General features: G+C 44.9%; 24 protein-coding genes. 4 read left to right on the top strand and 20 right to left on the bottom strand.

All coding sequences use genetic code 11. From position 1 onward, the window contains the following. Nucleotides 1-13 precede the first annotated feature (13 nt). Nucleotides 14-1,186, top strand: a complete 1,173-nt coding sequence (locus tag ACLWOR_RS13975; RefSeq protein WP_413941377.1) for a benzoate/H(+) symporter BenE family transporter — start codon at nucleotides 14-16, stop codon at nucleotides 1,184-1,186. On the opposite strand, the gene ACLWOR_RS13970 is transcribed toward ACLWOR_RS13975, so the two are convergent. From ACLWOR_RS13970 to pilM, 8 genes are all read right to left on the bottom strand, one after another. Beyond that, nucleotides 1,183-1,509 (bottom strand): hypothetical protein, encoded by a 327-nt coding sequence (locus ACLWOR_RS13970; RefSeq protein WP_413941376.1) that lies wholly within the window; start codon nucleotides 1,507-1,509, stop codon nucleotides 1,183-1,185. The two genes, ACLWOR_RS13975 and ACLWOR_RS13970, sit on opposite strands and share 4 nt — an antisense overlap. A 230-nt stretch (nucleotides 1,510-1,739) precedes the next feature. Next, nucleotides 1,740-2,891, bottom strand: a complete 1,152-nt coding sequence (locus ACLWOR_RS13965) for an MFS transporter (protein ID WP_413941375.1) — start codon at nucleotides 2,889-2,891, stop codon at nucleotides 1,740-1,742. Nucleotides 2,892-2,926: 35 nt separating this feature from the next. Beyond that, nucleotides 2,927-3,865, bottom strand: coding sequence for a hypothetical protein (locus tag ACLWOR_RS13960; protein WP_413941374.1), 939 nt, complete (start codon nucleotides 3,863-3,865; stop codon nucleotides 2,927-2,929). A gap of 13 nt (nucleotides 3,866-3,878) precedes the next feature. Then, nucleotides 3,879-4,274, bottom strand: a complete 396-nt coding sequence (locus tag ACLWOR_RS13955) for a hypothetical protein (protein ID WP_413941373.1) — start codon at nucleotides 4,272-4,274, stop codon at nucleotides 3,879-3,881. A 94-nt stretch (nucleotides 4,275-4,368) separates the two neighbouring features. Continuing rightward, nucleotides 4,369-4,809 carry a single-stranded DNA-binding protein gene (locus ACLWOR_RS13950; protein WP_413941372.1) on the bottom strand — a complete coding sequence of 147 codons (441 nt, stop codon included), beginning with the start codon at nucleotides 4,807-4,809 and terminating at the stop codon, nucleotides 4,369-4,371. Nucleotides 4,810-4,972: 163 nt separating this feature from the next. Beyond that, complete coding sequence (gene gspN, locus ACLWOR_RS13945; protein WP_413941371.1) at nucleotides 4,973-5,938, bottom strand: type II secretion system protein GspN; 966 nt, start codon at nucleotides 5,936-5,938, stop codon at nucleotides 4,973-4,975. Continuing rightward, on the bottom strand, nucleotides 5,938-6,618 hold the full coding sequence (locus ACLWOR_RS13940; RefSeq protein ID WP_413941370.1) for a hypothetical protein: 681 nt from the start codon (nucleotides 6,616-6,618) through the stop codon (nucleotides 5,938-5,940). The genes gspN and ACLWOR_RS13940 overlap by 1 nt, the downstream gene beginning before the upstream one ends. Further along, the gene (gene pilM, locus ACLWOR_RS13935; protein ID WP_413941369.1) at nucleotides 6,615-8,282 is read right to left on the bottom strand and encodes a pilus assembly protein PilM; all 1,668 of its coding nucleotides are present in this window, start codon (nucleotides 8,280-8,282) and stop codon (nucleotides 6,615-6,617) included. Before pilM ends, ACLWOR_RS13940 begins: the two co-directional genes overlap by 4 nt. 186 nt (nucleotides 8,283-8,468) lie before the next feature. On the opposite strand from pilM, the gene ACLWOR_RS13930 reads away from it, so the two are divergent. Continuing rightward, nucleotides 8,469-9,164 (top strand): AgmX/PglI C-terminal domain-containing protein, encoded by a 696-nt coding sequence (locus tag ACLWOR_RS13930; protein WP_413941368.1) that lies wholly within the window; start codon nucleotides 8,469-8,471, stop codon nucleotides 9,162-9,164. 59 nt (nucleotides 9,165-9,223) lie between these two features. Here the strand turns inward: ACLWOR_RS13930 and ACLWOR_RS13925 are convergent, their stop codons facing one another. From ACLWOR_RS13925 to gspC, 11 genes are all read right to left on the bottom strand, one after another. Further along, complete coding sequence (locus tag ACLWOR_RS13925) at nucleotides 9,224-10,510, bottom strand: beta-sandwich domain-containing protein (protein ID WP_413941367.1); 1,287 nt, start codon at nucleotides 10,508-10,510, stop codon at nucleotides 9,224-9,226. 200 nt (nucleotides 10,511-10,710) lie between these two features. After that, a complete protein-coding gene (locus ACLWOR_RS13920) occupies nucleotides 10,711-11,988 on the bottom strand; it encodes a general secretion pathway protein GspK (RefSeq protein ID WP_413941366.1) in 1,278 nt (425 codons plus the stop codon). Beyond that, the gene (locus ACLWOR_RS13915) at nucleotides 11,945-12,808 is read right to left on the bottom strand and encodes a type II secretion system protein GspJ (protein WP_413941365.1); all 864 of its coding nucleotides are present in this window, start codon (nucleotides 12,806-12,808) and stop codon (nucleotides 11,945-11,947) included. The genes ACLWOR_RS13920 and ACLWOR_RS13915 overlap by 44 nt, the downstream gene beginning before the upstream one ends. After that, nucleotides 12,808-13,314, bottom strand: coding sequence for a type II secretion system protein (locus ACLWOR_RS13910; protein WP_413941364.1), 507 nt, complete (start codon nucleotides 13,312-13,314; stop codon nucleotides 12,808-12,810). The genes ACLWOR_RS13915 and ACLWOR_RS13910 overlap by 1 nt, the downstream gene beginning before the upstream one ends. Next, nucleotides 13,311-13,898 (bottom strand): Tfp pilus assembly protein FimT/FimU, encoded by a 588-nt coding sequence (locus ACLWOR_RS13905; protein ID WP_413941363.1) that lies wholly within the window; start codon nucleotides 13,896-13,898, stop codon nucleotides 13,311-13,313. Before ACLWOR_RS13905 ends, ACLWOR_RS13910 begins: the two co-directional genes overlap by 4 nt. A 5-nt stretch (nucleotides 13,899-13,903) precedes the next feature. Continuing rightward, nucleotides 13,904-14,317, bottom strand: coding sequence for a type II secretion system major pseudopilin GspG (gspG, locus tag ACLWOR_RS13900; protein WP_413941361.1), 414 nt, complete (start codon nucleotides 14,315-14,317; stop codon nucleotides 13,904-13,906). A gap of 271 nt (nucleotides 14,318-14,588) precedes the next feature. After that, nucleotides 14,589-15,536, bottom strand: a complete 948-nt coding sequence (locus ACLWOR_RS13895; protein WP_413941360.1) for an HNH endonuclease — start codon at nucleotides 15,534-15,536, stop codon at nucleotides 14,589-14,591. A 300-nt stretch (nucleotides 15,537-15,836) separates the two neighbouring features. Next, entirely contained in the window at nucleotides 15,837-17,054 is a 1,218-nt protein-coding gene (gene gspF, locus ACLWOR_RS13890; RefSeq protein ID WP_413941358.1) for a type II secretion system inner membrane protein GspF, read from the bottom strand. A 3-nt stretch (nucleotides 17,055-17,057) separates the two neighbouring features. Continuing rightward, nucleotides 17,058-18,749 carry a type II secretion system ATPase GspE gene (gene gspE / locus ACLWOR_RS13885; RefSeq protein ID WP_413941356.1) on the bottom strand — a complete coding sequence of 564 codons (1,692 nt, stop codon included), beginning with the start codon at nucleotides 18,747-18,749 and terminating at the stop codon, nucleotides 17,058-17,060. 5 nt (nucleotides 18,750-18,754) lie between these two features. After that, complete coding sequence (gene gspD / locus ACLWOR_RS13880; RefSeq protein ID WP_413941355.1) at nucleotides 18,755-21,022, bottom strand: type II secretion system secretin GspD; 2,268 nt, start codon at nucleotides 21,020-21,022, stop codon at nucleotides 18,755-18,757. Nucleotides 21,023-21,044: 22 nt separating this feature from the next. Continuing rightward, on the bottom strand, nucleotides 21,045-21,962 hold the full coding sequence (gene gspC / locus ACLWOR_RS13875; RefSeq protein WP_413941354.1) for a type II secretion system protein GspC: 918 nt from the start codon (nucleotides 21,960-21,962) through the stop codon (nucleotides 21,045-21,047). Between the two features lie 157 nt (nucleotides 21,963-22,119). Between gspC and ACLWOR_RS13870 the strand changes: the two genes are divergently transcribed. Next, the gene (locus ACLWOR_RS13870) at nucleotides 22,120-22,692 is read left to right on the top strand and encodes a hypothetical protein (RefSeq protein ID WP_413941353.1); all 573 of its coding nucleotides are present in this window, start codon (nucleotides 22,120-22,122) and stop codon (nucleotides 22,690-22,692) included. 33 nt (nucleotides 22,693-22,725) lie between these two features. After that, on the top strand, nucleotides 22,726-23,547 hold the full coding sequence (locus ACLWOR_RS13865) for a class II glutamine amidotransferase (protein ID WP_413941352.1): 822 nt from the start codon (nucleotides 22,726-22,728) through the stop codon (nucleotides 23,545-23,547). Here ACLWOR_RS13865 and ACLWOR_RS13860 read toward each other — a convergent pair. Next, complete coding sequence (locus ACLWOR_RS13860) at nucleotides 23,544-24,296, bottom strand: substrate-binding periplasmic protein (RefSeq protein ID WP_413941351.1); 753 nt, start codon at nucleotides 24,294-24,296, stop codon at nucleotides 23,544-23,546. The two genes, ACLWOR_RS13865 and ACLWOR_RS13860, sit on opposite strands and share 4 nt — an antisense overlap. Nucleotides 24,297-24,352: the final 56 nt, after the last annotated feature.

Genomic DNA, 24,352 nt, shown 5'->3' with positions numbered 1-24,352 from the left:
TGACGTGGATTTTATGAAAAACTCAAAATTGATGATGATGCTACCAACTATTTTAACAGGCGGAATTGCTGTCGTAGTTGGTTTTGTTAGTTCTGTTGCGATCTTGTTTCAAGCGGCGAGCGCGGCGGGTGCGACACCTGCGCAGACAAGTTCTTGGATTTTTGCTGTGTGCTTGGGTGCGGGACTTGTTTCTATTATTTTTTCTCTTTATTACCGTATACCGATTCTGGCGGCGTGGTCGACGCCGGGGGCTGCTCTTTTAAGTGTGAGTCTTTTAAATACCCCTATGAGCGAGACGGTGGGGGCTTTTTTATTCTGTGGCCTTTTAATGATTATTGCTGGCGTTACCGGTTGGTTTGAAAAAGCTGTACGACGAATTCCCGTGCCTTTGGCCTCGGCGATGCTTGCGGGAATTTTGCTGAAATTTGGGATGGATGTCTTTACTTCAATGAAGGCGGAACCTTTTTTAGTGATAGCGATGCTTTTGGTCTATTTTATTGGAAAACGCATGTTCCCTCGTTACGCCGTGATCGGTGTTTTTGTGGTGGGGACTTTGATTGCGGGTTTTGCGGGGTCTCTTCATTTTGAAAATGTAGGCTTTACGTTCGCGGAACCTCAATTTGTGATGCCGACTTTTTCTTGGAGTGTGCTGATTGGTGTTGGGATTCCTTTGTTTGTTGTGACAATGGCGTCGCAAAATCTGCCAGGAGTTATTATTTTGCGATCGGCGGGATATCATCCCCGGATTTCACCGATTATAACGGGAACGGGGGTTGCAACATTTTTGCTCGCACCGTTTGGAGCGTTTTCGGTGAATTTTGCTGCGATCACGGCTGCGATATGTGCAGGTCCCGAAGCTCACAAGGACCCTTCGCAAAGATATATCGCCTCTGTTTCAGCTGGTGTGATTTACTTGTTTGTTGCCTTGATGAGTTCCGCGATAATCGCACTCTTATCGGCCTTTCCTAAAGAATTGGTTTTATCCTTAGGTGGTATTGCTCTGTTTGCAACAATTGCAAACGGTCTGCTTTCTGCAATGAAAGAAGATCGCAGTCGGGAAGCCGCGGTGATTACATTTCTGGTAACAGCTTCGGGGATTTCGCTTTTCGGAATTGGGGCGGCATTCTGGGGGCTGGTTGCTGGTGTGATTGCGATGATCGCAACTCAGCCCAAGAAAGTTGATTAAAGAGTCGGTTCCCAGTTCGTGCGAGTGTATGAAACGCCGTCAGCGTTAAGTTCATACTCAAACCACCAGCCAGAGTTTTCTTGGACGAGATCGTATTCAGGGTAAGCAACTAAACGAGTTGTTGAACAATTGAAAACAGGTGACTTTGCTGATCCCAAGTTTTTGCAAACAACAGGTCCAATAGAAAATGCACCACGAGATGCAAGAGTAGTTGTGATTTGAGCGGCATCTGCTGCAGGGTCTGTAACTTGGTCTTTTGATAAATCAAGAGCCATCGCGTTCACTGAAAATAACAAAGTAAATGCTAAGAAAAGGTTTTTCATTGGGTTTTCTCCTTAAAGATGTGAGGAAAAATAGTCGATAGCGGAGCTCTTTGTCCAATTTTTCGAGGATTACGAAAGTGCATGCTTTTGGCAGGCCGGATGCGCACCTAACTGATAGCCTCAAATACTGGATGTTCCTCAAGAATACAGGAATCACCTGGAATTGATGAATGTCGAACTCTTAGCCACTCGTGAAATATTCACAGAGGCTCGATGGAGTCATGAGAAAATCAGTGTGCGACGTGCTTTTTGAAAATGCGATGATAAGAGTTTACGAACAGGAACGAAATTGCAAAAAATCCTAAACCAACAAGCATCGCTTGGTGAATACCAAAGAGGTCTGTCATTTTTCCGATTGAAAGATGCATCATTACAAGCATCAAACTGTCTGTCGCCATCATATAAGAAACCGCATCATCCAATTCACCTGGGAATTCACCCGAGATAAAACTGATGGAGAGGGGGTAGAACGGAGCAATCGTAAATCCCGTGAGAGCTAAAAAAATCGGATGCAAATACAAACCTGCAAGACCTACAAGAATAGACAAAATAATCGAGGCCGAAAGAAGTGCGCGCACAGATTGTTTAAAATGAACAAATGCAAAAAGACTTCTGCCTACTAGCATCGCAATAAAAAAGTAAGTGACGTAAAGACTTGATTGTTGCAAATCGAAATTCCATTCGCGGCGCATGTAAAGAGCCAAGCGCGAAGAAATCATAATTTCTCCAGCCACATCGAAACTCACCATCAGTGCCAAGAAAATTTGCGGTGCCAAAAACTTCCGTGCTTTGTGTTTGTGTTCTTCGAGTCGCGGTTTTGGTTTTTGGTGCAGATTTGCATGACTTGAATGAATCGAATACAAGAGCAGAGAAAGGGGCCCTAAAATCGCCACAACAAAAACATAGCGCCAGTTGCCTGTCATGCCACCGACTTGTGCGACTACAAGAGGGGCGCAGAAACTTGCCAGCCCATACATTGCATGCAGTCCCGCAAGCAGGCGTTGTTTTAAACTGGAAGGTGCACCGAGGGGAACAAGAACATTGGGAATCAAACCAATAATCCCAAGGCTGAGTCCTAAAAGCATGCAGAAGCCTAAGAACACTGTGAAGTGTGGAGCCCACGCCAAACCAATCAAAGCTGTGATCATCGCCAGGCAGCCGCCCTGAAGCACCGACATGCGATCAAATCTTCGCAGCAAGTGTCGAGTGAAATAACTTGAAATGACACCTGAAATAGAACTGATGGCAAACATCCAAGAGCCAAAGGAATCTGAGACCTCAAAGGTCTTGAGAATTTCGGGGAATAAGGGCCCGCGCAAGTTATCGGTCAATCCGAAGATAAAAAGACTGAAATAAGAGAGAATAATAAAGGGCCAAACCATTCAGGCACTATATTAGAAAATCAGGGGGAGAGATATCAGAAATTCCAGGCCCAGCCAGCTTTAAGTAAAATCTGATTGGCTGTCACATCGGCAGAAGGCCAGAAGTAGTTATACTCAAGGCTCACCGGAATGTAGTTTTGACGACTCATCTGAAAGTCTGTGCCAAAGGCGAATGTCAAAACTTGATTGGCAGAAATCTTAGACTCATTCAGAGCTGTGCTAGATTTTGACAAAGCCAAGAGATACCCCATACCGCCGCCACCCCAGATGCGCATCTTATCTTTAGTGAAGTAGTATTTTCCGAGACCGTATAAAGACAAGTAGGTGATCTTGACATCACAACTTGTCGATCCTCGGCAGGCAGCAGAAGCAGCCGTACCTGTTGCATCGAATTGTTCTAACATCGCAGAGGCATGACCAACTAAATCAGAAGTGAAAACGTAGTCGTAAAAACCACCAACACCAAAACCATTGCCCTTCATGTTGGCAGATGTCTTAGATGTGTTCCCAAAAACATCTGTGCTGGTAATTGTGGCATCCATCGTATTCATGACAAAAGTTCCCAAGACGCCCCAAGAATTTTTTAAAACTCGCAAATATCCTGTATCGCGAACCGGTGTGTAGTCAGAGTCCGAAGAAGTTGTTGAGTCTTCAGGCGCAGGAGGCGGAACTTCGGCGCTCATTTTGGAAGGACCCTTGGCTTGCAGAGTATAACCAGCTTCACTGCGACCTTTGACGATTTCAGCGATGGCTTTTCCGCCTTTTACTTGGCGCAGACGAATGATGGCGGCTTTTTTCTGAGTGGTTGGATTGATCAAGAAAAACTCATCACCCGGATTTGATTCCGCACCTTCAAGGTCGATCAGAACACGTTGGCCTTTCACGGCAGTGACGGTCGCAGCATCCGCGGAAAAACTCCAAAGGAGAGGGGCAGTGAGCGTCGTAAGGGTGACAGTAGCAATTCGACGAAGCAACGGTCCTACTTTCTTAATCCAGACTCATGAAGTTATTCTCAAGCTCTCGAATGAAATCTTCTTTATAGAGATTCCACACGATTTCATTTGAGAATTCATAAATACAAGATTGAGTGCTGTTTTCCATTTTTTGAAGGGCTTTGACTTCAACAACTTTGCCCTTCATCGTGCGCCAGATTTCAAGATCGGATTCGGCAAGAACAAGTTCGTAATTGCGAGACGGGAATTCTTCATTGAACCATGTCTCAAGCTTGCCTTCATTTTTACAGCCTTTAAGTTGAAAAGCGCCAGCGGCTGCGGCGATTTTGTCTTGTGCTTCGGATTCAAACTGTTTGCGGCCCTCTGATTTGTACAGAGAGCAACCAGTTGAGAAACACAAAAAGAGGGCGAAAGCTAAAATCAGCTTCATAACCCTTTTAGTATAGAGAACGGGGCAGAAAAGAAAAAGCCCTGAATTAATTCAGGGCTTTAGACTAAATAACAATGAGTGGTACTGACGAATCCTAGAATGGGATTTCGTCGTTTGAATCAAAGCTTGGCTCCGGTCCGAAATCTTGGAAACCGTAGTCGCCGCCACCAGCTCCGCCAGCAGAAGAACCTTGAGATCTCTCACCAGAAGCGCCACCCAAGAATTGAACAGTGCTTGCTACGATTTCAGTCGCATAGCGCTTTTGACCTTGTTGGTCTTCCCATGAACGAGTTTGAAGTTTACCTTCGATGTAAACTTGGCGACCTTTTGACAAATGCTTGCCGCAGATCTCAGCCATTTTGCCCCATACAGTGATACGGTGCCATTCTGTTTTTTCTTGGCGTTGACCGTCTTTCACCCATGTTTCACTTGTAGCCAAATTGAGACGAGCAACAGTGTTACCGCTGCCGATAGTTTTTACTTCAGGGTCCGCACCAAGGCGACCTACGAGAATCACTTTATTTACACCAGACATAATCCCTCCGATTAACGACTATAGTTTTTTTGCCAATTTAGGGGTGAAGTCAATGAAACTTCCCGCAGCAAAGAATTTGGTGGAAGGGATGAGCAAAATTTAGGCAAAAGGTCCTCTTAAAAAGAATCAAAAAGGACCTAGAAGTGGGGACGGAAACCGGATTTTAACGCGCGGGGCTAATGCTTGGAGGCATCATGGCGTTGTTCGCTGAAACTTTGAATTTGTACTGAGCTCCATCGGCTGTTGGAGTTTTGTAGCCATCAATGAAAGTCAGGAACAAAGCGGCGCGATCTTGGAAGGCTTTTTTCGCTTTTAAATCAATTTCGAAATTATACGCACCAATTTGTTGCCCGAAAGAGCCGCCGCGATTGACGATGGTGATGCCGATATTGCCTTTGATCGTTCCATAAAGCTCATCACCTGGTTTTCCGATCGTACCGGTCTCGATGATAAAACGACCTGCTGCTAAACGGCCTTTAAGCTCGACAGCGCTGAGTTTTAAATCGGGTAGAGTCAAAGGGCCCATTGGCGTGTTCACGTTCGATGGTGGCAGTTCAAACTGCGTGATCGTCATGTTCAAATCCACATCTGGTTGCTCTTGGAAAGTCAGATCTGCGAGCGCTGTCGATTCCAAATTCACTTGCCCTTTTAAAAGCACTGGAATGTTCGCAAGACCTCGAAGGTCATGCAGGGAAATCTTTTTCGCGCTGACTTCGATTTTCTGTCTTTCAATGCCGTTTTCAGAGCGGGAACCTTTGCCGACATTCAAATCTACGTCGCCTTTTAAAAACCCTTTAGCGCTGACATGGCCGTAAGGTTTTTGCGCGATAATTCCGGCAACTGAAGGTGTGATCACCAGCTCTTCCGCTGATAATGCGGGTGTGCGGATGGATTCAATATAAACTTGATCCATTTTCACTCCCGGAGTTGGGAAGAGACTCATTTTCAAGCGTTCAAACTGAACATAGAAACTATTGTTCGTCATTTTTGAAACTTGCGAAGAAATCAAATCACTTAAATCATCAAACGGGAAGAGGAAGAAAAGAAAAACAAAGCTTGAGACAACCATCACAAAGATTTTGCCTTTGCTGTTTTTCAGAAGAGTCAGGAGATTTCTAATTTGCTCCATTATTCATCCTCATTCTGGATCTTTTTGCGAGAACCTTTGCTTGGTGGTTCTGGTGGAGCCACTTCCGGAGGAGCGGGAACAGCCAGGGCAACAAGCTTAAAGACCACGTCAAAATATCGGCTGTCTTCGCGATTCGCACTCATCACCATGTCTTTTAATTTCACGCTAGGGTTGATGCTTTGAAGACGATGACCCATGTCGAGGATTTGGTGAAGGTTTAGTTTCGCAAGGCTCACTTCCAGCATTCCTTCTGTCAAATTGGAAGGAATCAACTTGGAGTTGTTAGAGACAGTTTGTGTGCCTTTTATTTGTTCTGGCAAAAGATGTGCACTTTGAATTTGTGAATCCACGATTCCCTGTAAAGAGCTGATAGGAGGGGCTTGCGGGATTTGTGGAACGTCAGAAGATTCACGCGTTACTTTTAAAAGTTCACGAATGGTCATTCGTTTGCCTTCAAAGTCTGTGACGTAGTCTTGAGACGTGCTGTAGTAACCATAAGGAATCGACAGAATAATCAAAGCGACCAGAGCGGAAACTCCGATGATGGAAAGCTTTTGCATTCCTGGAGTCATGTTGTCATAGCGGTCTTTCAATTGATTATAAGCAGTGCTTTCCTGGATGCGTTCCCAGGTGACTCGGGCTTCACTGGTAAATCGTTCTTTTAAATCGTCTAATGTCATTTCGTCACCTTTTGAATGCCGCGATCTACGTTAAATGAGAATGAAAAAGCTGTTCTGCCAGAGAGTGGAGCTAGCGTGCTGCGGTTGGATCTTACTTGACCATCCGTTGTGATGTTCATCAGATTTTTTTGCAAAATACTGAGTTCTTGCGGTGAATTCACGTAACCTTGAAGATTCACTTGCGCGTCTTCAATACGCACTGAATGAACATCCAAAGTTACAGCACTCTTCGACGGAGAAGCGTCACTGACTTTTTTAAGAATATCCATTGCCGAATTCATGTTCGCAACGCTTGCCAAGGTTTTCAAATCCGACGCGCGTTTTTTATTATCACGAATGTATTTGCGGATGCCGCTTTCAGAAGCAGCTCGGCCTTTTAAGCCAGCCACGGTTTTTGCTTGTGTCTTAAGAGCCTCTTGCGAGCGCTCTGCCAAACTCATAGAGAAACTTTCGCGCAGGGAAGTATAAACGAAAAGCACCAGGAGAGCTGCCGTTGCAACTTTGATTGTCGGAGCCCATTTTTCCCAGAATTGGCGCATTTGGTGATTTTGTTTTGCAAACTCGCCACGCATAAAGTTAATCGGAGGATTGCGTGGCTTTTTAAAGCCTTCAAATGCCAGACCCAGCGCGACGCCGAGTTTTGCACCGTTTTGCTGAGTGCGTTCGAAAAGAACATTGGGAATTGTTTCTAGAACAGAAATTCTGTTCACCGGCACTTCAAGAATTTGCGTCAAGAAAGGGCCTAAGTTTTGAATCTGCGAAGCTCCACCTGTCATCAACACGCTGTCGATACGCGCGTTGAATTCGCCCTTAAGTTCCAAGATCGAAAGCTGCAAATCACGAGTCATCTCGCGAACACTTTTTGCAATCGTATCTGAAAACGTCACTTGGTCGAATGTGGCCCCTTGTTTGTTCGTCAGGATAAAGGCTTTGGTTTGCAGTTCTTTAAGTGCTTCAAAAAATGGAATTTCGTATTTCTTCGCAATGGCTTCGGCGATATTTTTACCGCCCCATAGCAGTGAGCGAACTCCGACAAGCGACGCACCTTCAAAAGCTTCAACAATTGTGCGAGTGTGACCGATATTCAGGATCAGACGAATATGACGAGGTGGTTTGCTGTCGCCATCCATTTCTGGCGGAAGAGAGGCAAGGGCCGGAGGAGCCTCATTCCATTTTTCGAAAACGTTGGCAAAGGCAGTTCCCTCTGCGGAAATCAAGAACGGATCGATGCCGGCGTCTTGAGCGCGCTCGAGGCAGGCTTTGACGTGAGCGTTTGGAGCCGCGCAGGCAAGGACTTCTGCGCCAGCGCCTACTGTGCGAATGATCTTTGCATCAAAGACCGCATTGTCAGATGAAAAAGGAAGATCTTCTTCCAATTCAAAAGCCAAGCTCTTAGAAATTTTCAATCTATCATTGAAGGGGAAGAATTTATTACGGATCGCCACTCTGTCTTGGCGCAATCCCATCACGAAGCGAGTTTGTGAAGGATCATATTTGCCCGTGAGTTCTCGCAAGAACTCGATGATTTCAAGCTCTTGATCATGTCCAGGCATGACGCTAAGAGGGTGTTCGATATATTGAAACACCTGAAATCCTTTTGAAGTGGATTGGACTTCAACGACCTTAATGCTGCTGGAACCAATGTCTATACCAAGAGACTTCACTAGGCCATTCCTCCATGAACGACGAGCTTTAGTCCATAGTCTAAGGGTTCTTAATCACAATGTAAAATTCAAAAGTGTGAGTTCTCAGGATGTTTACCTGGACCAAGGGCGTGCTGGTCGTTTTCCGAGACTTGTAGAGGGCCTTTCCGTGTTGAAAACTAGGGAATACAAAAAGGGGTTTGTTCGATGGTGTCTTCTTTGGTTGTGGCTTTGTTCCTTTCGCCGACGGCGCATGCAGGATTCAATGAAGATGTTGGAGCGGTGATTCAAAGTCATATCAACGTTAAAACCTGCGCTGATATGCTTTTAAAAATCAAAGAACCTGGGAAATCCCACGATGAATTCGAGCTGTTGATTTCTAAAGAAGGGAAGCTTTTAGAGCTCACAGTGAATTCCAAAACTCCGGGTATGGAAACCTATGTGGCCTGTCTGAAGGAAGAATTCAAAAGCGTTCAATTTCCGATTTCCCCGAAAAAGAAAGACTACCGTCACAAAACGGCGATCGACTGGAATTTTCAAGAAGAAGGCACACCTGGCGCTGTTCCAGGGGATATGACTGTGCAAACCAATGATGAAGTCATCAAGCGCCAAGAAGAGGTTCAGAGTCATGTTTATAAATCGAAAGACTCACTGTGGGCTTGCTACAAGGACTACAAAGGACGTTATAAGCAGCAAGCAAAATCAGGAACTATCACTTTGAGTTGGACAGTTTATGGAACAGGTATGGCTTCAAAGGTTGTGGTGAACAATGATGAATTTGGCGATGCGAAGCTGTCTTCTTGCGTGCGAGAGGTCATCAATCGTATGAAGTTCCCAGCTCCTCCGGGAAGTGTGGTGGTTGAAATCGACAGATTTCCAATCTCATTCACGAAGAAAAAATAATTTGAAACTAGAATTAAAAAAGCCCGCTTTTCAGCGGGCTTTTTCTTTTTCAGAGAATACTATTTAAAGATTTTGAAAAGTGTTCCTTGCTCAGAAAGGATCAAGAGATACTTCATCATGGTCTCTTGATGGTACTGCGATGGATTGTTGTATTTTGCTTGGAACTCAACAATCAGTTCGTAGCGTTTTTCATTATCCATTTTTTGCACTTCCTTGATAAGTGATTGCTCTGCTGCGGCGTAGGCGGCAAGGCTCATTTCCAAGTGAGTGCCTTTCAAGAAGCTCTCAGGTTTACTTGAAGTGAACAACTTGTAGTATTTGTTTCCCTCTGTGTCGGCTTGACGGAAATCATAAGCCTTCGTCGTTAATTCACGACGATAGTGAGAAGGAATGATTTTTCCAATCTGTAAAACCATCATCTCATACAATTTTCCGGCGCGGCTGTCAGGCTTAACAGCTTCGTTCCTTTTTTGGAAATCAAGAGTGATGTTGATCAAGTTTTCACTTGAAACATTACGGCATGGTTGATCGCTTTGAATGGAAGCCAAGAATGAATTAAAGGTCTCTGTTGCGAGCGAACGATAAGCCGTTTCCGCAGCACTTTCAGAGCGGCTGGCGTTATAGCGTTCGGCAAAGAAGTTCAACAACGTCAGAGTGTATTCCGTTGATGCATAAGATGATTTGTCCACCTTAAGTGCGGCGATAAACTCTGCTACATATTTATTAAATTCTTTTGTCGCATATTTTTCTTGGATAGAACCCACAGCACTGCTTTCTACGCGTGCAGCCCATCTTTGAACGATGTCGAGTTTTTCTTTCAAGTAAGGATCAAGTTTGATCTTACAAGTCGCATCTTCTCGTAAAGTCAGTTGTGGAATTTCTTTATTCGAAAGTGCGTTGATTTCCAGAGCAGCGGCGCCGCCCATGGCTTCAGCCTGAATTTCAAGGGCTGAAATTCCCACATCGGCAGTAAGGATTTCGGAGGCCAAGGCCTCTTCGGTATCCGCGACCGTGATGTTTGAGAAGGCTTTCACTGAGATGCGTTCTTTTTTCTCTGTAATCAAATTGACGCCGATGATTTTCACTCGGCCTGTTTTTGATTTAGCTTTGAGCTGAGTCAGTGGGAGAGGGCGTGATAAATCTAGAACGTAGAGTTCGCCACCTCTCTGGCGAGTGACGTTAGAAATTCGGCCTGTGCCTTCATAGGGAGGGGCAGGTTGCGGAGCTGGTTGGGGATTTCCCGGCGCGGCCATCTCGTTGTAGTTGTGATACGTAACATCTGCATGAGCAATTCCTGTTGATAAGAGAATTGCCGTGAGTACTCGATAAATCAAATGGCGATTCATTTGAGTTCCTTTCTTTGAGTTATTTAAGTTAGCAGTTAATCTGAGGAGAGATTCTGAATCGTCATGACGAAAAACTCGTCGAAAAAAAGGGGACGTTGTTTAAAATCAGAAATAGGATGGCGCGCACGAGGATGCGCGGCGAATTAAATATCAAATCAATAAATGTTGATTACAGAGTCGAAAAAAATGCAGGCAGAAATTTATTCTTCTGCCCAGTAGATGATACGAGGAGGGCCTTTTGCGAGTTCTTCTTTTTTCTGATTATTGTTGCCGGAGTTGCCGCCGGATTTACCGCCACCGGGATTTCCACCGCCGGGATTGCCTTGGTTTTTATCTTTATCAGTGGCTTCTTTGATTTTAGTCGCCGCTTTATTGAGATCGGCTACGATCACCGTGATTTTACGAACGGCTCTGTCTGTGTATTGACCATAAGATTCGATACGGAAATTCATCACTCCATCACAGGTCAGCGGAATGTCTTGTGGGTTTCCGACTAGGCGAACACCTCGTTGTTGCACGAAGTCCCAAAAGTCTTGGCTGGTTCCGTTTTCGCATTTGAAAGGGCCGCCTTCATCTTTGTCGTCGCGTCGTTTGATAGCGGCGTTGACAGCTTCTTCAGTCATTCCTGGATCCAAAGATTTTAAAACCTCTTTGGTCGCCAGGTTTGGATTAATACCTTTCATTCCCGCTAGCGTAATACGAGGCGCGAGAAGATCATAAAAGGCATCTGTCATACCTGGAACCATATGCAGTTCCGCGACAGTTCTAAAAGGACGATTCGGCGGATAATAGTCGGATTGAGATTCTGCGTTCATTTCACCGTAAGCCGCGCGTTTGTCGCCGCCATTGGCAGATTGAGATTTTGCGCTCATCCAATCTGTGATGCTGTTGATGAGTTCTTCAAATCGAGTGTTGCTGTATTCGCGGGCAAAGGCTTCGTCTTCTGTTTTCTTTTGCTCAAAAACGTTGAGAAGTTGTTTTTTTGTGACTTCTTGCAAAGTTTTTGACGGAGACACCAAATCGTTCAAATCAATTTTGGAGCCTTCATCCGTGATGGTTGCAGAGTAAGACGCATCCATCGTGGATTCCTTGGCCATTTTTTTAAAGGCATCTTTGTCAACGGCATTGAGTTCATCTGGGATTGGCAGTGGCCACGCAAGTGGAAACTTCCAAATTTGATCTAGCATCGAAGCATTTGAGCCCAGCATGCTGCCGTATTGGCTTTGCACTTGCTGATAAATTTTAATGCGAAGGAGGCTGAGTTGCAGGCCGGATTTAGCGGCGTAGTAAGCTTTGATACGGTTGAGATTTTGCGAATTGACTTCGTACTCAACGCGCGAGTCGTAAATGACTTCCATCGCGATATAAGTGATCACCATGATACACGCAATGGCGAGCATCAAGGCCATTCCACGTTCATTACGCAGAGGCTTACTAAGTCCCGGCAGGCTGGTTATTTTGCTGGTTAGGTTGCGCATTGGGCTTATCCTCTGGGTTGTTCGGGAAATGAATCGGGGCGATCACTTGGACGGAATATTTTTTCTCGCGAGTGCCTTCCTTTTTTGTCATCGTCAACGACAACTCGACTGCAGTGGGGAATTTTCCCTTTGTGACGCCGTCACCTTGAGAGTCGCTTCTCCAGTTTTCGTTCCAGTCTTGTTTGCCTTTACCGATATAGCGGAATTTAAATTCTGTGACGTTTTCTAAAAGCACGATTTCGGTGCCACCTTTTTCGACATCAAGATCGACGTAAGGGGAGGTACGACGCCAGATACATTTTGAATTGCCGCCATTTTCTTTGAGGCTTTTACAGTCTTTGAGTTCGTATCCGACTTCGACAAAGTCTGCTTGGCGGGTGTCGCGCACGGTGCGGGCGTTGTTCATCGTGACGAAATTAAGTTTTTCGTTAGAGCCGACGAAATGAGTTTCCGGATCGCGGCGGGGAACTTCGCGGCGTTCGCCGGTGTTGGTTTGCGAGCCGATCGCGTCTGGATCCGTCGGGGGAACAAAGCCGCCCGGATTAGGGTTCGGGTTTTGTCCCTGATTAGGATTATTTTTCTTCTTTAAGATCTGTTCGAGTTCTTTTTCGATATCGCGATAGTGGTAAGCAAGATTGATATCGCGTTCAATAAGCCTGACGGCATCGCGCATGCGGGAAGCATCGTCGACTTGGCCTTGGACTTTTACTTTGGATTTGATCGCCTGTTGAATCGTTTGTGCGACTAATACTGTCAGCGTCCCCAGAATGGTGATCGTGATCATGACTTCAATAAGAGTAAAGCCGCGTTTATTTCTCATTATTGACCCATCCCTGGCATGCTTGGAGGTTGGATCGGGCGGTCATAGTCGACAAAATATTGAGTGGCAGATACTTCGAGTGGTTTTTTGCCACCTTTGTAGATCACGCTGACTTTGACTTCACGAACGGATTTAGACAAGTGCTCGGTGAGCGTTCGCATAATGGTCAGAGCCATTTCATCGGCACCGCCAGCTTGTGCGGTCATCGTTGCTGTGATGTTGGGGAATTCGAGTTCTTTTGAAGTCATTTTCCATGAGTACTGGGGGTACTCAGAGCCGAAGTCGTCTTCTTTTTCTTCGTCGATAGAATCAATTGGTTTTCCCGCGTACTCAATTTCAATTTCGACCATTTTTCGCTCGAGAAGAGCGGCGATTTCGGTGTTGAGTTGGGTTTTTCGCACAAACATGAAACTACCACTCCAGGAATTCGCCAATAATACGATTCCTGCAGAGAGGATGACCATCGCAAGGAGGGTCTCTAACAATGTGAATCCAGATTTTCTCACCTTTGAATATCCTTAAGAGCTTGTGCTTTCTCTATGATATCAGCTTGTCCTGTTAATGGGTTAAATACAAGGGTCCAGGTGACATTATTTGGGCCGGCGATTTGGACGGCAGCGGCTTCGACGAAACCTTCTGGGAAGAAGTAAATATAAGCTGTCCCGGTTGTTTGCGGGGCTTTCATATTCATGGTTTCAATGGAAGAGAAGCGAAGACCTTCCGGAAGTACCTTGTCTTTTTTAAAGAGGAAATTATCTTTTTTAAAGAGCGGTGGAGGTGCGTTTTCTTTGTCCTCTTCCTTCTCTTTTTCTTTTTCAGCGGCGTCAGGATCGATGGGTTGCAAACCGTTGGCTCTCTCGACCCAGTAAGTGTCGCCTTTATCATCGAGGACGATCACGATACGGAATGTTGAATTGGAGAGGCGAGCTTGGTTGCGAATTTCGCGGCTCATGGCAATAAACTGGCGCGCGACTTTGCGGATATTATTATCTTTTTTGAAGAGTCGGGGCACACCGAAAGCGACGAGAGCGGCGACGAGCGCTAATACAATCATCACTTCAATAAGGGTAAAGCCCCGAGTATTCTTCATCTCAACTATCTGTCTAGGTCCTCAGAAGAGATGTCGACATCATAGCCAGAACCACCTTCGCGGCCATCTTTTCCAAGACATTTCAAAGTGTAGTTAGAACCATCAACTTCATAAACGAAGTCGTGACCCCAAGGATCTTTTGGTGCTTTTTTCAAGTAAGGTTCTGGTCCCCAGCTTGGGCAGTTTGCATCAGCTGTGACAAGATTCTCAAGTCCTGCAGGGAACTTTGAACAGTCCGTGTAGTACATTTGAAGAGCGTTGATAATTTGAGTCATTTGGATGCGCGCTTCTTTTGTTTTCGCTTTATCCAATTGACCGGTAAGACGAGGAAGTAAGAGGGCGGCGATACCACCGATGATCGCCAAAACGATCATGATCTCGATCAAGGTCATACCTTTGCGGTTCTTAATAAGGGACATATCCACTCCTTGTTGCAGATGTAAAGAATAACAGAGCCCATTGCCCAGGTAAAGGAAGGCGCACTGCAGTCGCCAGACCATTGTCACATAATAATTCAAGTTAGGTGAGTCAGTTTCAGAGTGGCACCATCTCATGTTCGGATTTTAAGCTGTTTAGAAGGCAGTTCCGGTTGTGAGTGAGTTGATCCATCCGTGAGAACGCTCTTTCCCGACCTTCCTGGTCGGGAAAAATTTTGGTGCCATCTTATTTCCGATCATTCCAAGGAGGATTTTACTTTGAACCTTTGTAGGCATTATGAGTTCGACAAAGAGTTTGGATGTTATCGAGGTTAGATTGTCCGCCTTTGCTAAATGCTTTGATATGATCAAATTGAAGTTGAAAGGTAGAAGAGCAGCGCTTTCCGTCAGAATGAATGTACTCGCACTGATGTTGTGATCGTTTCAGCACGAAGGTTTTTACCGATCGAGAAATGTATCTAGAATTCTTGACGGAGAAGCTTTGCGTCGCAGGTTTTTGATCGGGAGCATCGCCTTCAAGTAATGCAAGAGACTGGATAGTTCTCTTTTGAAGTTTTGACGAAATTCCTCTTTTCTTCTCAATTTTTTCGATGGCCGCATCGAAAGCCATGTTCAATAGTTCATTGTGTGTAGGCGTTAGGTTTTCATGAGAAATTAAAGCTTTTAAATGTTCAATTTTATCAAGCAATGATTTTTCGATAGTTGAGTGAAGTTGAGCGTGCCTGGCATCAAGATAGTTAACTTTGTCCAAAGGCAATTCTTTGACGGGATTGATCTCAGCTAGAACTTGGTTCACTTCTTTAGTTGATTTATTTCTAATCGATTCCAAGAACTGAATCTTTTGTTCTTTAGAAACTTTTTCGCCCGTTTGCTTTTCTTGTTTGCGAATAAAACTTTGTGCCATGCTTAAGGTTGTTAAAGAGACTTCGCCAGAATTAAGCGCCTCGGCAACTTCAGGCACGGCATTGATAATTTTCAAAGCCGAAATTCGAGTGTAAGCAACAGGCTCGCTGTATTTGAAGTGCTTCACAAGACATTCAAATAAACTTGTATAACCCATCTGAATAAAAAGCTTTCTATCTTGAATTTCCTGCAAGTGCCAAATCATACATTCAACAATTTGTCTTTCACTGCGAACCATGCGCTCGACACGAGAAATAATTTCGTTATCAGTAAGTGATTTGATTTCTTCTTTATTCATAGAGTGCTCCTTTTTCGAGGAGATTATCACAGGTTTTAAGATAGAATTTTTCGCTCTATAATTGACGATAGAACGAAATAAATAAAATTTCGAGATCGGCCGAGTAAAGCACAAATAGGTCGTATGTTCAGGCTTGTGGCGAGTCAGGAGCTGCATTAGCAACAGAATGTAATGCGCAATTTCTCAAATGAAAAATCATCCAAAAAGCTGTCAAATTACTTCTTTCAAATATTCAAAACTAACGCAAAGTTTCTTTATCAAGAGTGAATTCCCAAAGGAGGAGGGAATCAAAGACGGGAATTACCCCGCCATGTTCGTCATTTCAAACATTGGAATCATAACTGCGAATACGATCATCGCAATTGCAATACCCATGATCACGATCACGACGGGACCCATCAAGCTCGTCATGCCTTCCAACTTATTTTTAACTTGGAAATCGTAAGCATCAGAGACTTGTGTCAGCATGTTTTCGAGTTCACCGGTTTTTTCACCGATGTTCACCATGTGAATAACCAGAGGAGGGAACTGGCCGGATTTTTTCAATGGACCGGCAATGGATTCACCCTCAGAGATATTGCTGCGGGCTTCGTCAATCGCGCTGGCGATGACTTTGTTGTCAACGACGTTACGAACGATATCAAGGGCAGCGAGCATTGGAACGCCACCGTTTAACAACGTAGCTGTTGTGCGAGTGAAACGAGCCACTGCAACCATGCGGACTGCTGGACCCATCACTGGAAGTTTCAAAGAAATTGCATCCCATTGATCGCGGCCAGCCGGAGAATTTTTCCAGTTTCTGAAAACCAGAACAGCGATCAAGATCGAACCAAAAATAAAGTACCAGTAATTCGTCGTAAATTGGCTGGCATCGATCAAAGCCACCGTGTACCAAGGCAACACCAGGTTGGGATTCGATTCAAACACTGTGACCATTTTAGGAATCAAAAACACAAAGAGGAATCCCAACAGACCCATCGTCACACAGAGCATGATCACTGGATACATCATCGCCGAAGAAACTTTGGCGCGAAGTTCCGCCGCGGCCTCTGTAAACTCCGCCAGTCGCATCAAAATTGTATCCAAACTACCTGACATCTCTCCGGCTTCCACCATTGAGATATAAATATTATTGAAAAGAGAAGGGTACTTTTGCAGAGCTTTATAAAAGGGCGAACCTTCATTGACCATGTTTTTACAGTCAGCGATAGCTTCAGCTAAAACCGGCTGTTCCACTTGTTCAGAAACGGCGGCAAGGGCATCGACAAGAGGGATATTGGCTTTGATCAGAGTCGCCAGCTGACGAGTCATCAGGGCCATGTCTTTAACAGCGACTTTTCCAGTTTTACGCGGGCCTTTGTTTTTCTTAGGATCGACTTTTTTCTTATCTCTGATATCGACAACGAAAATGCCATCTTTTTTGAGTTTGGCGCGCGCGGCACGTAAGTTCTCAGAGTCAATAATACCCTTCGTGTTACTGCCATCGCGTTTTAAACCTTTATACTCAAAAATAGGCATAAATTAGATATCCAATTGCGTATTTGAAGTTAGTTCTTCGATTGTCGTGATACCAGCAAGTACTTTTTGTACACCGTGATCACGGAAAGTCTTCATGCCATTTGCGACAGCTTGCTTTTTCAAAGTGTTACCGTCTTTACGTTGCATGATCAAAGAGCGAATATCATCCGTTACAACCATCAACTCGCTGATGACCGTACGACCTGAATAGCCCTTTTGCCCACAGTGATTGCAGCCCATAGCTTTGCAGATGTGGGCTTTTTTAGCTTGTTCTTTTGTGACACCAAGAAGTTGCAATTCAAAATCAGTTGCTTCGTGTGGAGCTTTACAGTGAGGGCAGAGAACACGCACAAGACGTTGAGCTACAACTCCTGAGATGGAAGTCGCAATCAAGAACGGTTCAACCCCGAAGTCAATCAAACGCGGAAAGGCACCAGCCGAGTCATTCGTATGCAGCGTTGAAAGAACCATGTGACCCGTAAGCGAAGCTTGGATCGCAAGTTCAGCTGTTTCCAAGTCACGAATCTCACCGACCATGATGATATCCGGGTCCTGACGAAGGAAAGAGCGAAGACCTTGAGCGAAAGTCAGGCCAATTTTAGAATTCACCTGCACCTGGCCAACACCGTGGATACGTTGCTCCACCGGATCTTCAACTGTCAGGATATTCACGTCAGGTTTATTTAATTTTGAAAGAGAACCGTACAGAGTCGTCGATTTACCAGATCCTGTAGGGCCTGTTACAAGCAAGATTCCATATGTACGAGTTAGAAGCTCATCAAGCTCTTCCAAGTTTTCTTTGGAGAAGCCCAGTTGCTCAAGTTCAAGGACGATATTCGATCTATCTTGAAGACGCATGACCAGACGCTCGCCGTGAGCAGTTGGCACTGTCGACAGACGGATATCGATATCTTTACCGCCGACTTTCAATGGAATACGACCGTCTTGTGGCAAACGTTTTTCCGCGATATTCAAGTTGGCCATAACTTTGATACGAGAGGTGATGGCGTTTTGCAGTTTTTTAGGTGGTTTAAACACGTCGGTCAAAATACCATCCGTGCGGAAGCGCACAGACATGTCTTTTTCATAGGGTTCAATATGGATATCGGAAGCTTTTTCTTTGACCGCGCGGAAGAGGAGGCTATTCACCATCTTGATCACCGGAGCATCATCTTCTCCGGCTTCAAGAAGATCCACGATCGGATCATCAAGGTCATAGTCTTCTTCGTCGATCTCATCGAGACCAGAAAGATTTGCGGTGCTTTTTTCGTAAACTTTATTGATGGCATCCTGAACACGGCTTGTTGTCGTGATCAAAGGGCGCACTTTCTTTCCAAACAGAACTTTTAAATCATCCAGAGTCTTCATGTTCACAGGGTTGCTGGTAAGAGCAACAAGAACATCAGCCTCGTCTTTGTAGGGGAGGATATTGTGTTGTTTGGCGTAGTTGATGGGGATATCGCGAACCAGATCGGCAGAGATCTCGCTCACAGGAATGTCGCGAATGAAATCAAGACCGAGTTCCTTACAAAGATCGCTCACCACTTCATCGGCCGAAGAAAATTCCTTGGACAGGAGTGCTTCTCCGACTGTGACAGGTCTAACAACCGAGGGACTGCTCATCACCGAACGGATTTGGTCCGGAGAAAGAGAAGTCGCCTTGGAAAGAATCGTTTGTACATCCACTGAAGCCATTCGCTTTAGTTCTCGCTTTCGTTACCAGCAGGAGCCTGTGAGCCGCCCATTGCTTTTCTGTAGATTTTATCCACGCGTTTGCCCCATGGGTCTTTTCCGCCTTGGTTCTTGATGAAATCAAGACGTTCATCAAGCTTTTCGCCGATGATTTTGTGATTATCACTCGGAGCACGGATCACTTTCGGAGTCAGGAATACAAGAAGATTCACTTTATCTTTCGTGATCTGACGAGATTTAAACAACCAACCCAGGATAGGGATGTCACCGAGAAGAGGAACTTTAGATACCGCTTCTACGTCTTGTTCTTTGATCAATCCACCCAGGATCGCCGTATCGCCGTTACCAACGTTGATGCTTGTTTTGATAGAACGTTTCGCAACAGTTGTTGAAGTATCAACAAGGGCTTTTGGAGGAAGAACAGTGGAAGGTTGCGCCACTTGTTGTTTGATCTCCATACGGATTGTATCTGAAGCCGGGCTGATAAATGGTTTGATTGTGAGTTTAATTGTCGCGTCTTCGAAAATCGGTGTTTTTGTTGTCACACCATTCACGCCCGTACTCTCATTCACACCCGTGATGATTTTATCACCCACTTCGATTTCACCCTCTTGGTTATCCAGAGTGAGGATCTGAGGAGTGGAGAGGATGTTCGCTTTTTTAACTGATTTTAGGAATGTCAAAAGACCGAGCAAGCTTGGGATGCTGATTTTTTGTTTCGTTGTTGGATCTGTCACTTCAACAGTTTTACCAGCACCGAAGCTGATCACAGCCCCCTGGCCACCCACTGGATTGATGAAGTCATTGATACTGATACCACCGTTGAAGCCGACTTTACCGTAACCGCTGTCGCCGTATTGGAAGTAGCCCAATTGCCAGTTGTCAGCATTAGAAGCACTCATCTCCATGATGATAGCTTCAACAAACACCTGGTCGCGGGCGATGTCGATTTTGCTTAAAAGGTTCATCACAACTTCGTAGTCTGTTTTGCTTGCAGTGATCACAAGGCTATTCGTGTTTTTGTCAGCTGTGATTTTCACGTCGCCGCCAAAGATGGACTCTTGTGGAGGTTGCATTGCGCCACCCATACCGATAGGGGATAGCAAGCTTCCACCTGTTGATGGTTTAGGAGCTGAATCTTTTGTGACACCTTGAAGAGTTTGCGCGATTTTTTCAGCTTCACCGTATTTTACGTAATAAACGAAAACACCGCCGGAATCTTCCGCGCGAATTTTAAAGTCTAATTGAGAGATCAATTTTTTAACGCGCGTGATGCCAGACTTGTTACCAACCACGATAATGGAGTTTGTACGGTCATCTGGGATCGCCATAAAGAAGCTCGCACCCTGTTGCGAAGAAGCGCCCGTAGAACGAGTGAATCTTGGCACGCCCGCGGTAAATGTACCTGGAGCGCTGGATTGAGATTTATTTCCTTTATTAACGATCTTATCAACGAGGTCTGCAAGGTCCTTAGCTTTCGCGAACTTAATAGGGATAACTTCAAGTTGTTCTTCAAATCCCGGAACGTCCAATTGAGAGATGATTTTCATCACGCGGTCAATATTTGCGCCGTAGTCAGAGATGATGATGGAGTTTGTTGGTTCGTAGATATTCATTTCACCGTCTTTAGACGGCAAGATACGAAGGTCACGATTCACTTGAGCTGCTGAAATATGTTTCAAGTGAATGATACGAGTGATCATTTGGTCCGTATTTGGATAATACGCACCAGAGAACGTCTCGATATTGTCACGTTGAGCATTTCTTGCAGATTTAACTTTAAGGAAGCTGCCAGAAGGAACAATTGTAAAACCATTGATCGCAAGAGCTGATAAGAAAGCCTTGTATGCTTCGGCCACTGTGATTTTCGATGGAGCTGTGATCGTGATTTTACCACGAACGCCTGGATCGATAATAAAGTTCTTACCAGTCAATTCACCAATTGCTTTGATCAAGTCTGTGATTTCCACATTCGGGAAGTCGAAAGATTCAATCGTCTCTGGGAAATTGGCGCTTGTGATGTCTTCAGCCGAAGCCTTCGAAAGTTTCTCTTTCGTTGCTTTACTTAAAACATCCGAACCTGAAGCTCCTGCTTTCGTTCCGCCGGCAGCAGGTCCTCCGGGATTAAAATCCGAAGTTGGAGAAGTGGCTCCAGAATCACCAAAATCCGGTGGCGGTGGTGGAGGTGGGAAGTCTTCAAATTGTGCATGAGCTGATGGCGCAATCAATTGCGCTGTCATCAATGAAGCAATTCCTATGCTGATGGTCTTTTTCATGCCCTTCTCCTACTGAAAAGTTCTAATTCGTGATGTTGTAATTCAGGCTTTCCGATTTTCCATTTCTTTCGATTTGGATGGAAACCTTCGGGTCATTCTTCAAAGTTTGGTAAAGCTCCATGGCTTTAGCCGGGCTGTCGACCGGAGTGCCGTTCACAGCTTTGATGACGTCCATTCTTTGAAGACCCAATTGCTCATAAATACTGCCTGGTTGCATATCAAGAAGGCGGAAGCCGTTGATATTTCCAGTGCCTGGTTCGCGATTTGGAACCGCACGCGCCTGCATCAAAATACTTGAAAGATCGTTTGTATATTTCAAAAGATCAGCACGTTTCAGAGTGAAATTGTTCTCACCAACTTTTTGAACTTCTTTGCCAGTAGTTCCTGGAATAGCTGGCTTGCTGCCTCCGAAAGCTAACTTTTGATCTTTCTTCATCTCGATATACTCCAAACGATTGGAGTTGAGATTTCTAAAGATCACTTTTTGTCTTTCAACTTTCAGAATAGAAGCCATGTTCTCGATTTCTTTGCCGGGGCTGTAAGAAATCACTTGGTTTTTGCCTTTTACTTCAATCGCCGCAATGGATTTAGCAGGGTTGGAGTGAACAAGAGTTCCGATTAATGTCAGCGGTAATTGTGAAGGAACAGGATCGGCTTCTTTTTGTGCGTCAGGTTTATTTTTATCAACGAGTGCATCAGGAATAACACCGTTTGCTGCAAAGATATTGCGACCTGAAACAGTATTGTAAGCGCCACGACTCACAGAGGTGTCGACTTGCATGTGACGAGGACGAGCTGCTGGAGCTGATTGCGGAAGCATCAGATCGCGATAGGCAAGAATCGATAAGTCGGCGATGCAAAAACCGATAAAAATAAAAAGAAGGTAAGGATACCACTTTTCAAATGGAGGTCGTTGATTCTTTGAGTTACGTAAAATCACCGGTGTACAATCCTTTGTAATTCGTCGCCTAGTCCTATGGCCTTACGAAATCCTACCAAAAAGGCGGGGGGACTGCATCAAAAAATACATACTAGACCACAGGCTAGGTCTGTGAATTTTTCGCCCAATTTTCCAAAAGATAGGTGATGATGAGGATATGAAGATTCTCTACTTCACGGATGGAGCAGGAATTGATCTTCAGGTTATTCGCGAATCAGTTTTGCGGATCCCTGAAGTCCTCACCTCTCTACGTCGAGGCCAGGAACAGGCACGATACGTAGATCTAATGCAGGTGATGGGATTGCCGGACGATGAATTTCGTCTGGTCCCTACTGTATTGCGCACGCTCTTAATAAATTTAGTTCAAAGAGGTTTGCACCAACGTTGGGTCAATCGTGACCATCGCGCAGATCTTGTTCTTCGTCGTATCAACTATCGCAACTACCATGAGATCAAAGCAGAAGTGCTCAATTTCATCCGCGGTAAAATCGAAGGCCGTGAAGTTCGCACTGAGAATCTGCATCTTTTGCATTTCCTCAGCCAAGTGGAGATCACTATCATTGGTCCAGGTTATGACGAAGTGGAGTTGTGGCTGAGAAAAGAAGTCCTGACTCGCTCGGATATGAAAGTTCTGATCAAAGATGTGATCGGTTCTGATCCCCAGTTGGATTGGTTCTGGCCACAAGTTCAAGAAACGTTTCACTCCAATCAGCAAACGGCTTTGATTTAGTTTTCCCTCGAAAAATCCGATATAATTCCCATTATGTGCCAATTATTGGGAATGAGTTGTAACACTCCAACAGACATTTGCTTTTCTTTTACAGGCTTTCAAAAGCGCGGCGGTCTGACGGACGTTCATAAAGACGGTTGGGGGATTGCCTTCTTCGAAGGTAAAGGTGTGCGCCAGTTTTTAGATCCGCAACCTTCGGCTCATTCGCCTCTGGCAGAACTTGTTAAAAATTATCCGATTAAATCAACCAATGTAATAGCGCATATTCGCAAAGCGACGCAGGGGCGTGTGGCTTTAGAAAATACCCATCCTTTTATGCGTGAGCTTTGGGGTTCTTACTGGATATTCGCGCACAATGGAAATGTGCCTGATTTTCAACCTTCCTTGCAAAAGACTTTTTTGCCCGTCGGCGACACCGATAGTGAGCGTGCTTTTTGTTGGATGATGCAAGAGCTGAAGGCAAAATACGGCGATCAAAAGCCATCTTCGAGTGATTTGCTGCAAACTTTGTCAGAGCTTTCCAAAGTGGTCGGTGCGCAGGGAGAATTTAATTTCCTGCTTTCTAATGGCGAAGTTTTATATGCGCATTGTTCTACCAAGTTGTTTTACATCGTACGTAAAGCTCCATTCACGACGGCGACGTTGAAGGACCACGAAGTGACAGTGGATTTTAGTTCCGTGACGACGGCGAAAGATTGTGTGGCGATTATCGCCACCGCTCCTCTTACAGACAATGAAGTTTGGACGGAGATGGCCCCGGGAAATTTATGGATGTTTGAAAACGGCGAGCCCGTCGCAACTGTCGTGACTATTCCTGGGGTCAAAAAAATCCTTTCTCCAGAAACCTGCTCTTAAAAGCGGAATATTTTAATCCCGCGTTTTTGTGCTTCCATGCGAAGAGGCTTGAGTTTTCCGTTTTGTTCTAGTTTTTTGAGAATTTTTGGGGTTTCAATGGCAGCAGCGCGCCCCATTAAACTGTTTTTAGAAAATCCGATATGAAGATTCTGAATGGCAATAGCAGGCTCTAGCATTTTTACTTTGATTTTGGTGTGGGGATCTTGTTGTTGAAGCAAATAGTAAGCAACTCCACGATCGACGAGCACAAAGTCAATTCTCTCGCCAAGAAGTTTTTTGATGTTCACGTTTTCAGTCAATTCGTACTCCATAACGGCATTAAAGAGTCTTAAATCCGGATAGGCATATCCAAGGACTAAACCTAATTTTTTACCCTTTAGAATGGGTGAGTTTTTACAGAAAGATTTTTTTTCAAGGCAAATAAGCACCAATGAGTTTTCGATGAGGGGAGGAGAAAAATCGTAAATGATTCGTCGACCTGGATTTTCCCACATGCCGAGAATGGCATCCGCGTCGCCTTCTTCTGATTCTTTAAGGGCTCGTTTCCAAGGGCGATAGACCAAATCAACATTGTATCCTGCTTCTTTTAAGATTAGCAGTGCAAGGTTGTCGAAAATTCCGCCGTCAGGAAGGCCTTGCCCCTGATAAGGAGGATAGTCCGACGTCACGACCCTGAGTCTTTTGTATTCCTGGGCAAAGGAGTGCGAAGACAGCAGTGTCAGTAAAAGAGTCCAAAGTATAGCACCCATGATCGGTTTATATGCCCACTTGATGATCAGGTGTACGAAGAATTGGTGGGCTTGTT

Source organism: Bdellovibrio sp. HCB2-146, from assembly GCF_047345725.1.
Taxonomy (GTDB): domain Bacteria; phylum Bdellovibrionota; class Bdellovibrionia; order Bdellovibrionales; family Bdellovibrionaceae; genus Bdellovibrio.
The sequence above is the reverse complement of the archived record's forward strand: the minus strand, read 5'-3'. Positions and strand labels throughout refer to the sequence as shown.

Excerpts from the sequence above, each read along its gene's own strand:
- ACLWOR_RS13975 (WP_413941377.1), top strand. The coding sequence starts at position 14 with ATGAAAAACTCAAAATTGATGATGATGCTACCAACTATTTTAACAGGC.
- ACLWOR_RS13970 (WP_413941376.1), bottom strand. The coding sequence starts at position 1,509 with ATGAAAAACCTTTTCTTAGCATTTACTTTGTTATTTTCAGTGAACGCG.
- ACLWOR_RS13965 (WP_413941375.1), bottom strand. The coding sequence starts at position 2,891 with ATGGTTTGGCCCTTTATTATTCTCTCTTATTTCAGTCTTTTTATCTTC.
- ACLWOR_RS13955 (WP_413941373.1), bottom strand. The coding sequence starts at position 4,274 with ATGAAGCTGATTTTAGCTTTCGCCCTCTTTTTGTGTTTCTCAACTGGT.
- ACLWOR_RS13950 (WP_413941372.1), bottom strand. The coding sequence starts at position 4,809 with ATGTCTGGTGTAAATAAAGTGATTCTCGTAGGTCGCCTTGGTGCGGAC.
- gspN (WP_413941371.1), bottom strand. The coding sequence starts at position 5,938 with ATGGAGCAAATTAGAAATCTCCTGACTCTTCTGAAAAACAGCAAAGGC.
- ACLWOR_RS13940 (WP_413941370.1), bottom strand. The coding sequence starts at position 6,618 with ATGACATTAGACGATTTAAAAGAACGATTTACCAGTGAAGCCCGAGTC.
- ACLWOR_RS13930 (WP_413941368.1), top strand. The coding sequence starts at position 8,469 with ATGGTGTCTTCTTTGGTTGTGGCTTTGTTCCTTTCGCCGACGGCGCAT.
- ACLWOR_RS13925 (WP_413941367.1), bottom strand. The coding sequence starts at position 10,510 with ATGAATCGCCATTTGATTTATCGAGTACTCACGGCAATTCTCTTATCA.
- ACLWOR_RS13920 (WP_413941366.1), bottom strand. The coding sequence starts at position 11,988 with ATGCGCAACCTAACCAGCAAAATAACCAGCCTGCCGGGACTTAGTAAG.
- ACLWOR_RS13915 (WP_413941365.1), bottom strand. The coding sequence starts at position 12,808 with ATGAGAAATAAACGCGGCTTTACTCTTATTGAAGTCATGATCACGATC.
- ACLWOR_RS13905 (WP_413941363.1), bottom strand. The coding sequence starts at position 13,898 with ATGAAGAATACTCGGGGCTTTACCCTTATTGAAGTGATGATTGTATTA.
- gspG (WP_413941361.1), bottom strand. The coding sequence starts at position 14,317 with ATGTCCCTTATTAAGAACCGCAAAGGTATGACCTTGATCGAGATCATG.
- ACLWOR_RS13895 (WP_413941360.1), bottom strand. The coding sequence starts at position 15,536 with ATGAATAAAGAAGAAATCAAATCACTTACTGATAACGAAATTATTTCT.
- gspF (WP_413941358.1), bottom strand. The coding sequence starts at position 17,054 with ATGCCTATTTTTGAGTATAAAGGTTTAAAACGCGATGGCAGTAACACG.
- gspE (WP_413941356.1), bottom strand. The coding sequence starts at position 18,749 with ATGGCTTCAGTGGATGTACAAACGATTCTTTCCAAGGCGACTTCTCTT.
- gspD (WP_413941355.1), bottom strand. The coding sequence starts at position 21,022 with ATGAAAAAGACCATCAGCATAGGAATTGCTTCATTGATGACAGCGCAA.
- ACLWOR_RS13870 (WP_413941353.1), top strand. The coding sequence starts at position 22,120 with ATGAAGATTCTCTACTTCACGGATGGAGCAGGAATTGATCTTCAGGTT.
- ACLWOR_RS13865 (WP_413941352.1), top strand. The coding sequence starts at position 22,726 with ATGTGCCAATTATTGGGAATGAGTTGTAACACTCCAACAGACATTTGC.
- ACLWOR_RS13860 (WP_413941351.1), bottom strand. The coding sequence starts at position 24,296 with ATGGGTGCTATACTTTGGACTCTTTTACTGACACTGCTGTCTTCGCAC.